General features: G+C 64.2%; 8 protein-coding genes. 4 read left to right on the top strand and 4 right to left on the bottom strand.

Annotated features, from left to right (window positions below; all coding sequences use genetic code 11):
• The 4 genes from AC5Y5C_RS07630 to phoU all read left to right on the top strand — a co-directional run.
• The coding region (locus AC5Y5C_RS07630; RefSeq protein WP_499970561.1) for an acyl-ACP desaturase at nt 1-655 on the top strand (655 nt) is incomplete at its 5' end.
• A gap of 12 nt (nt 656-667) precedes the next feature.
• A complete protein-coding gene (gene dusB / locus AC5Y5C_RS07625) occupies nt 668-1,843 on the top strand; it encodes a tRNA dihydrouridine synthase DusB (RefSeq protein ID WP_499970559.1) in 1,176 nt (391 codons plus the stop codon).
• A gap of 147 nt (nt 1,844-1,990) precedes the next feature.
• A complete protein-coding gene (locus AC5Y5C_RS07620) occupies nt 1,991-4,300 on the top strand; it encodes an LCP family protein (protein WP_499970557.1) in 2,310 nt (769 codons plus the stop codon).
• Nucleotides 4,301-4,412: 112 nt separating this feature from the next.
• The gene (gene phoU / locus AC5Y5C_RS07615; RefSeq protein WP_499970555.1) at nt 4,413-5,090 is read left to right on the top strand and encodes a phosphate signaling complex protein PhoU; all 678 of its coding nucleotides are present in this window, start codon (nt 4,413-4,415) and stop codon (nt 5,088-5,090) included.
• 4 nt (nt 5,091-5,094) lie between these two features.
• On the opposite strand, the gene AC5Y5C_RS07610 is transcribed toward phoU, so the two are convergent.
• The 4 genes from AC5Y5C_RS07610 to pstC form a co-directional block, all read right to left on the bottom strand.
• Nucleotides 5,095-6,021 (bottom strand): NADP-dependent oxidoreductase, encoded by a 927-nt coding sequence (locus tag AC5Y5C_RS07610; RefSeq protein WP_499970553.1) that lies wholly within the window; start codon nt 6,019-6,021, stop codon nt 5,095-5,097.
• A gap of 114 nt (nt 6,022-6,135) precedes the next feature.
• On the bottom strand, nt 6,136-6,912 hold the full coding sequence (gene pstB, locus AC5Y5C_RS07605) for a phosphate ABC transporter ATP-binding protein PstB (RefSeq protein WP_078324788.1): 777 nt from the start codon (nt 6,910-6,912) through the stop codon (nt 6,136-6,138).
• Nucleotides 6,913-6,922: 10 nt separating this feature from the next.
• Nucleotides 6,923-7,831, bottom strand: a complete 909-nt coding sequence (gene pstA / locus AC5Y5C_RS07600) for a phosphate ABC transporter permease PstA (RefSeq protein WP_499970549.1) — start codon at nt 7,829-7,831, stop codon at nt 6,923-6,925.
• A complete protein-coding gene (pstC, locus tag AC5Y5C_RS07595; RefSeq protein ID WP_499970547.1) occupies nt 7,828-8,892 on the bottom strand; it encodes a phosphate ABC transporter permease subunit PstC in 1,065 nt (354 codons plus the stop codon). The genes pstA and pstC overlap by 4 nt, the downstream gene beginning before the upstream one ends.
• Between the last annotated feature and the right edge of the window lie 74 nt (nt 8,893-8,966).

Here is an 8,966-nt window from a genome sequence, read left to right as displayed (position 1 = left end):
CCTCGTGGTCACCCGCGCCGTGGACCCCGTTGAGTTGGAGAAGCTCCGCGTGGAGCAGATGACCCGCGGCTTCTCCCCTGGCCAGAACCGCCAGGGCGGTGAGGAGCTTTTCGCCCAGAGCCTGTTCGACTCCGTGGTTTATGTGACGTTCCAGGAGCTGGCCACTCGCGTCTCGCACCGCAATACCGGTAAGGCGTGCGCCGAGCCGATCGCCGACGAGCTGCTCAAGCGCATCTCGACCGACGAGAACCTGCACATGATCTTCTACCGCAACATGGTCGAGGCCGGTCTCCAGATCGCGCCCAACCAGGCCGTGAAGTCCATCCATCGGGTGCTCGACAACTTCAAGATGCCCGGCTACACGATCCCCGGATTCCGCCGCAATGCCGTCACCATCGCCACCGGCGGCGTCTACGACCCGCAATCCCACCTCGAGGAGGTGGTGCTGCCGGTGCTGCGCAAGTGGCGCATCTTCGATCGTGACGACATCACCGGCGAGGGCGAGTGGTACCGCGAGGACCTGAATCGCATCGTCGGCGACCTCAAGAAGACCTCCATCGATTTCGAGGAAGTCAAGGCCAAGTACCTGGATCGCCAGGCCAAGCGCGCCGAGCGCAACGCCGCCAAGGCGGCCAGGGAAGCCGTCAGTGTCTAATCGACTGGCACTGTGACCGCATCCGTCGACCTCCCGAAGGCCCGATCCCGCGAACTGCGGATCGGGTCTTTGGTATTGCCCAGCCCGGTCGTGCTCGCGCCGATGGCGGGTGTCACCAACGTCGCGTTCCGGACGCTGTGCCGGGAGCTGGAGCTGGCCACCACGGGCACCGTGAGCGGACTGTACGTCTGCGAGATGGTGACCGCGCGAGCCCTCGCCGAACGGCACCCCGTCACGCTGCACATGACGACCTTCTCTCCGGAAGAATCGCCGCGGTCTCTACAGCTCTATTCGGTCGATCCGGAAACGACCTATCGGGCCGCCAAGATGGTGGTCGACGAGAATCTCGCCGACCACATAGACATGAATTTCGGCTGTCCGGTCCCAAAGGTCACCCGAAATGGCGGGGGCGCAGCCCTTCCCTATAAGCGGCGGCTCTTCGCGCAGATCGTCTCCGCCGCCGTGCGCGCCACCGAGGGCACCGACATTCCGGTCACGGTCAAGTTCCGCGTCGGCATCGACGACGACCACCACACGCACCTGGACGCCGGCGCCATCGCCGAGGCGGAAGGGGCCGCAGCGGTCGCGTTACATGCCCGCACCGCCTCGCAGCGCTACTCGGGCGCCGCCGACTGGAACCAGATAGCCGCGCTCAAGAACCACGTGACAACCATCCCCGTCCTCGGGAACGGCGATATTTTCGACGCCGCCGATGCGGTCGTCATGATGGAACAGACGGGCTGTGACGGCGTCGTCATCGGCCGCGGATGCCTCGGCAGGCCCTGGCTCTTCGCGGAACTGAGTGCCGTTTTCAACGGCCAGACGATTCCAGTGCCTCCGAATCTCGGTCAGGTCACGGAGATTATGCGGCGTCACGCTGTGTTGCTCGTCGCTCATTTCGGGGAGGACAAGGCGTTGCGCGATATGCGCAAGCACATCGCTTGGTATCTGCATGGCTTCCCGGCCGGTGGAGACCTCCGGCGTGCGCTCGCACTCGTCAGCACCCTCGCCGAGCTGGACACCCTGCTCAATCAGCTGGACGCCGCCGCTCCCTTCCCTGAGGGCGGAAACGGCCCGCGGGGGCGCCAGGGGTCACCGGGCAAGGTGTCGCTGCCCGATGGCTGGCTCAACGACCCCGACGATTGCACGGTTCCCTCCGCCGCCGATGTCATGCACTCTGGCGGGTGACGTGGGGTCACATCTCGGTCACTGGGCATGGTGATCTGCGGCAATGCTCAGTAGCATGTGACGACGACCGGGCCCCGAGCACGGCGTTATGTGCTGCCGGTGTGCCGTGAACTTGCAACTGTCCAGACGTTTTAAGCGAGGTTGAACATGGGTGATGGCCCCAACGCCACTCCTGCCCAACCGCGCGCGTACGGCGCGGCCCCATGGGAACGCGCGATCGAACCCGTTGGCAGTCATCCTGACATTGACGTGGCGCCGGACCGATCCAACACACCGTGGACACCGCCACCGGCGCTGAATCACTCGCTGCCCGACCCCACCGATGACGAGTGGACCCGGCGGTTAGAGACCGCACGCACGGTGCGCGAGACGCAGCGCGCCGAGCCCTCAGTACCGGCGCCGCCACCTGTGCCGAGGCCAGCCGCTCGACCGCCTAAAAAGGCTCCCAACGGATCGAAGCCGGGCCGGGCCCCGGAAACACTCGCGCCGTCGGCACACGAGACCGGTTCACACTCACTGTCGGTGGCCGACCTCCTGGCCCGCGAGGGCGCCGGGGGCGGACGACGATCGCGGCGGCATGCCCGCTCGGAGCCCGAGGGCCGCGCAGAGGAGCCCGCTCCCGCGTCGCTCGCCGATGACAGCCACACCGACGTCCTCCCGCAGGTGCAACAGGATGCACCCAACCTCGATCACCGTTCCGCCGAGCCTGCCGATGAGAATGCGGGCTTTGTCGACTACCCCGATGACGCGCCCCTCTACGACAAGGCCGCCGCGCGCCGCATACGGGCATCGAATCTGGACGACAACATCGACACCCGCGCCATCCCTATCCGCGTGGGAAATCCAGAAGCCTTTGTCCAGGAACCTGAGTCCAAGCCCTCGCGGCGGCCCATCTACCTCGGACGCTCCGTCGCCGCGGTTGTCGCGGTGTGCTCCCTCGCCCTGACCGGCGGCGCGTGGCAGTGGAGCAATGTCAAGAACAACAGGCTCAACCGCGTCGAGGCGCTGGACCCCAACTCCCACGACATCCGCGATCCCAACGCGCAGTACGGCGACGAGAACTTCCTCATCATCGGCGTCGACACCCGGGCGGGTGCCAATAGCAACATGGGCGCCGGAGACACCTCCGATGCCGAAGGCACGCGCTCGGACACCATGATGTTGGTCAACATCCCGGCGAACCGTAAGCGCGTCGCGGTCGTGTCATTCCCGCGCGATCTGGCGATCCAGCCGACACTGTGCGAGGTCTGGAACGAGGACACCCGTTCCTACGGACCCGATAAGGCCTACACCGAAACCAAACTCAACTCCGCGTTCGCATTTGGCGGCCCCAAGTGTTTGGTCAAGGTCATCCAGAAGATGTCGGGATTGAACATCAACCGCTTCCTCGGAGTGGACTTCGCGGGGTTCTCCAAGATGGTCGATGCGCTGGGTGGCGTCGAGGTGTGCACGCCCACGCCGATCGAGGACTACGAGCTGGGCACAGTGCTGGAAAACGCTGGGCGCCAAACAATTGACGGGCACACGGCCCTGCAGTACGTGCGTGCGCGTCAGGTCACCACCGAATACAACGGTGACTACGGGCGCATCAAGCGGCAGCAGTTGTTCCTGTCATCCCTGCTGCGATCGATGATCTCGCACAACACCTTCTTCTCGTTGAGCAAGCTCAACAACGTGGTGAACACCTTCATCGACGACTCCTACGTCGACAACATCAGGACCAAAGACCTTGTGGATCTTGGTCAATCACTGCAGGACGTGAAGGCCGGCCGGATCACCTTCCTCACGGTGCCGACCGACGGCACCGACTCCGAGGGCAACGAGACGCCACGCACCACGGATATCCGAAAGATCTTCGACGCCATCATCAATGACGATCCGTTGCCCGGCGAGCTACAGCCCGACGGCACCCGCGTCCCCATGCCGGGCACGACCACCCAGGACACCACCTTGGCATCCAGTGAGCATGGCGCGGCGACCGAACTCGGCGAAACGTCTACTGCCACACCAGCTCCCGCCGCTACGCCGACTGAGCAGATCGACCTAGTCACCACCGAGCCCAGCGAGATCAACGTGCATGTGTCCAACAGCACGGGCCAAACAGGCCTGGCGGCATCGGCGGCCAGTCAGCTGTCCCAGTACGGATTCGCCATCACCACCACCGACGACTATCCGTCCGCCCTGGCCACCACCACGGTTTTCTTCTCACCGGGGCACGAGCAGCAGGCCGCGACGGTTGCCGCCTCCTTCGGCGGAGCCAAGCTCCAGCGGATCACCGGAGCCCAAACCTCCGTGCGCGTGGTCCTCGGCAGTGACTACGCGTCCACCGCCAACTTGCAGGCCCCACCCGTTGCCGGATCGACGGTGCCGTTACAGCTGTCGTCGGGTTCGATGGCACCCGCAGAACTTCCGATGGACCTGACGGTGGTCAACGCCGGCGACGCTACCTGCGGATAGTCCGTCTGTTTAGACACTGAACGCAGTTTTGTCGACGGAACCTGTGGCGGCATTCACTCGCCGTTCACGCCAGGGCCATGACTCGACGACGGCGGGTCCGTAGGCTTGATCCATGCGTACCGCGTTTCAGGAGCAGCTGTCCTCATTATCGGCACAGCTGGGGGAGATGTGTGGGTTGGCCGGAGCCGCTATGGAGCGGGCCACCCGCGCATTGCTACAGGCCGATCTCGTCCTTGCCGAGCAGGTCATCACGGACCACGAGCAGATCACCGCGATGAGCGCTGCCGCCGAAGAGAACGCTTTCGCCATCCTGGCGCTGCAGGCTCCGGTGGCCGGCGACCTGCGCGAGGTCGTCAGCAGCATCCAGATTGTCGCGGACGTGGACCGGATGGGCGCCCTGGCTCTGCACGTCGCCAAGATCGCCCGCCGCCGTCATCCACAGCACGCGCTACCCGAAGAGGTCAACGGATACTTCGCCGAGATGGGCCGTGTCGCAGTCGATCTGGGCAACAGCGCGCAGGAGGTGCTGCTGACCCGCGATCCGGAGAAGGCCGCCCGCATCAACGAAGAAGACGATGCGATGGACGATCTGCACCGGCATCTGTTCACCGTGCTGATGGACCGCGAATGGAAGCACGGAGTGGCCGCTGCCGTCGACGTGACGCTGCTGGGCCGCTTCTACGAGCGCTTCGCAGATCACGCGGTGGAGGTCGCCCGGCGGGTCATCTTCCAGGTGACCGGCACTCTGCCGCCGGAGGGGCAAGGCCAGGACCACTTGACGCCGCTCTGAGCGGCTACGGCACCAGAACGATCTTTCCGCGGGTGTGCTGCTGTTCGAGCAGCTCGAACGCCTCTCGCACATTGCTTAGCGGAAACACCTCAGCCACAGGCACTTCCAACTTACCGTCGACAATTAGTGCGGCCAGCTCGGCGAGCACCTGCGCCGAGGCGCCTTCGGCGTTTCCCACACTTTGCACGCCGTATCGCTCGATCGCCGCGAAGTCGATGATGGTGTCGATTCGCCGCAGCTCCACTCCAAGCTCATTGAGCGCCAGCTCCACGTAGCCTCCGCCGAAGAGATCGAGGAAGGCGTCAACCCGCCCGTCGGGCGCTGCTGCCTTGATGCGGTCTGCCAATCCGTCACCGTAGTTGACCGGGATGACGCCATGCGCGGTGAGCCACTCGTCGTTGCCCTGTCCTGCGATGCCGATCACGGTCGCACCAGCGGCCTTGGCGAGCTGTACGGCGACGGTGCCCACTCCCCCCGCCGCGCCCGAGACGGCGACCACATCGCCCGGAGCCAAATCAACCGAGCCGACCGCGGCGTATGCGGTGGTACCCGCGACGAAGAGGCTGCCCGCCACCTCCCATGACAGACTCTCAGGCTTGGTGACTAGCTGGCTGGCCGGAACGACGACGAACTCCGCGTGACTGGCCCGATCATCGGTATAGCCGAACACCTCGTCCCCTGGCGCAAAACGAGCCACGCTGTGGCCCACCTCCACCACCACTCCGGCCAGGTCGCTGCCCTGCCCGGAGGGGAAGGCCGCGGGGAACCTGTCGTGCAGCACCCCGGTGCGGATCTTCGCCTCGCCGGGGTTGATCCCGGCGGCACGCACCTGCACCAGCACCTCGCCGGGCCCCGGGGACGGACGTGGCACGTCACGCACCTGCAGGACGTCGATATCGCCGTACTGGTCGAACTGCACTGCCTTTGTCATGCCGACTAATACAGCTGCGCGACCCGAGGTATTCCGCCGAGTCTGCGTCTCACGACGTTTTACCGGACAAAACCGTCGTGAGACGCAGACTCGGCGGCAATCTTGAGATCTGGATCAGCCGAAGCGGCCGGATATGTAGTCCTCGGTGGCCTTCTGGCTGGGGTTGGAGAAGATTCTCTCCGTGTCGTCGATCTCCACCAGCATGCCCGGCTTACCGGCGGCCTCCAGATTGAAGAACGCGGTCTGATCGCTGACGCGCGCGGCCTGCTGCATGTTGTGCGTGACGATGACGATGGTGAACTCCTGCTTGAGCTCGGAGATCAAATCCTCGATAGCCAGCGTGGAGATGGGGTCCAAGGCCGAGCACGGCTCGTCCATGAGCAGCACGTCCGGCTGCACCGCGATGGCTCTGGCGATGCACAGACGCTGCTGCTGTCCGCCGGAGAGCCCGCCGCCCGGCCGGTCGAGACGGTCCTTGACCTCGTTCCACAGGTTGGCACCCTGCAGCGAGCGCTCGGCGACCTCGTCAAGGGTCTTCTTGCTACGCACACCCTGCAACCGCAGGCCGGCCACCACATTGTCGCGAATCGACATGGTGGGAAATGGGTTTGGCCGCTGGAACACCATGCCGATGGTCTTACGCACCGACACCGGGTCTACCCCGGCACCGTAGATGTCGGCGCCGTCGAGCAGCACCGAACCCTCGACACGGGCGCCGGGCGTCACCTCATGCATCCGGTTGAGGGTGCGCAACACGGTCGACTTACCGCAACCCGACGGTCCGATGAAGGCCGTCACGCTGCGTGGTGGAACCGACAGCGCGACATCCTGAACGGCGTGGAACTTGCCGTAAAAGATGTTGACGTCCTTGAGATCGAGGCGCTTGGCCATGAGTACCTTCCTAGACCTTTTTCGGTGCGAAGAAACGCGAAATGAGCTTGGCGATTACGTTGAGAATCGCAACCAACAAAATGAGGGTGAGGGCGGCGCCCCACAGGCGGGACTCGGCGAGCCCCACCACAGAACCGCTGCGCTGGTCCAGCATCATGCCCGGCAACGACGCCATCTCCCCGCCGAACATGTCGTAGTTGATCAGCTTGCTGTAGCCGACGAGCACCAGCAGCGGTGCGGTTTCGCCCATGACACGGGCCAGCGCCAGCATCACGCCGGTCACCACACCAGAGAGTGCGGTGGGCAGCACGATGCGCGCGATGGTTTTCCACTTGGGCACGCCCAGCGCAAAAGAGGCCTCGCGCAGATCGTTCGGGACGATCTTGAGCATTTCCTCCGAGGAACGCACCACCACCGGAATCATCAACAGCACCAAAGCAAGCGATACCGCGAGGCCCGACCTCGGCAGCCCGAGTGTGGCCACCCACAGGGCATAGATGAAGAGCGCGGCGACAATGGACGGCACGCCGGTCAGGATGTCGACCATGAAGGTGGTGAGCTTGGCCAGCCGGGAATTGGCACCGTACTCGACGAGGTAGATGGCCACGAAGATACCGATGGGCACCGAGATGATCGCGCAGAACAAGCCTTGGAACAGCGTGCCGACGATGGCGTGATAGGCGCCGCCGCCCGCAATCCGGTTGGTCATCATGTTCTGCGATCTGAACCACCAGTCCTCACTGAGGATGGCACTGAATCCGCGATCGAACACGGTGTACAGCACCCATACCAGCGGAATCAGGGCGACCAGCACTGCGGCCGAGACCAGCACCGTGGCAAGGGCGTTGGTGGCGTTGCGCCTACCTGAGAGCGGATGGAAGGCAGGTTCCTTCACGGGCCTGTCAAGAGTCGCGGTCATGCCCGGCCCTTTCCGCCGACGACGGCACGCGCCATCGAGTTCACCAGGAATGTCAGCACAAAGAGCACCAGCCCGGCCGCAATGTAGGCTCCGGCCTCCAGCTCGTTATTGAATTCCGATGCGTTGGAAGCAATATGGGTCGCAAAGGTGCTCCCACTGTCGAAGAGTGACCAGCCGAACGCCACCGAGGTACCCGACAAGATCAACATCAGCGCGATGGTCTCGCCCAGTGCGCGGCCGAGCCCCAACATGGAACCACTGATATACCCAGAAGTTCCGAACGGAATGATGGTGGTGCGCACCACTTCCCATTTGGTGGCACCCAACGCGAGCGCGGCCTCGATCTGGCCCTTCGGAGTCTGAATGAAGACCTCTCGGGTGACAGCCGCGATGATCGGCAGGATCATCACCGCCAGCACAATGCCGCCGGTAAACAGGTTGCCGCCGCCTCCGATGTTTACGGGGCTGTCGGCAAAAAGTGGTATGAAACCGAGGTTTCTGTTGAGCCACAGGGCAACCGGCGAGATGGCCGGCGCCAGTACATAGATGCCCCACAGGCCGTAGACGATGGACGGCACCGCGGCCAGCAGGTCAATGACGTAAGCCAGTGGCCCACGAACCCGCGCCGGTGCGTACTCGGTGAGGTAAATCGCGATACCAAGAGCAACCGGCATGGCGAGCAGGAGCGCGAAGACCGAGACGAAAACGGTGACCTGGAACAGATCGAGAACGCCGAATTGCATGTGCGACGTGTCGTCGGTGCGCCACGAACCGTTGTAGAGGAAGAAGTTCGCGTCATTGTTGTTCAGCGCCGGAACAGCGCGCAGGATCAGGAATACGGCCACCAGCCCGATGAGCGCGACAACGAACACACCCGACCCCGTCGCGAGTCCGGAGAAGATACGGTCGCCCGGACGGCTGACCGTCTTGGTGGACGTAGCGGGTAGCTGATGGTCGCCCTCGTCGCTCATGGGTTGTGACTTCTCCTCGAAGACCGATCCGTCAAGATCCGCCGGACGGGCTACCCCCACGGGATCGATCCCGCTGGTCTGGCTGCTCATTGAACTCGCTGTCTATGTCGTTGATGGTACGTCCCCACCCGGGTCACCCGAGCTCACCGGGTGGGGACGAATCA

Source organism: Mycobacterium sp. NGS15 (genome assembly GCF_059813245.1).
This window is presented reverse-complemented; position numbering and strand designations above follow the sequence as displayed.

What these genes read in the sequence shown, in the direction of transcription:
- pstA (WP_499970549.1), bottom strand. Translation starts at nt 7,831, where the DNA reads ATGACCGCGACTCTTGACAGGCCCGTGAAGGAACCTGCCTTCCATCCG.
- AC5Y5C_RS07620 (WP_499970557.1), top strand. Translation starts at nt 1,991, where the DNA reads ATGGGTGATGGCCCCAACGCCACTCCTGCCCAACCGCGCGCGTACGGC.
- phoU (WP_499970555.1), top strand. Translation starts at nt 4,413, where the DNA reads ATGCGTACCGCGTTTCAGGAGCAGCTGTCCTCATTATCGGCACAGCTG.
- AC5Y5C_RS07610 (WP_499970553.1), bottom strand. Translation starts at nt 6,021, where the DNA reads ATGACAAAGGCAGTGCAGTTCGACCAGTACGGCGATATCGACGTCCTG.
- pstC (WP_499970547.1), bottom strand. Translation starts at nt 8,892, where the DNA reads ATGAGCAGCCAGACCAGCGGGATCGATCCCGTGGGGGTAGCCCGTCCG.
- pstB (WP_078324788.1), bottom strand. Translation starts at nt 6,912, where the DNA reads ATGGCCAAGCGCCTCGATCTCAAGGACGTCAACATCTTTTACGGCAAG.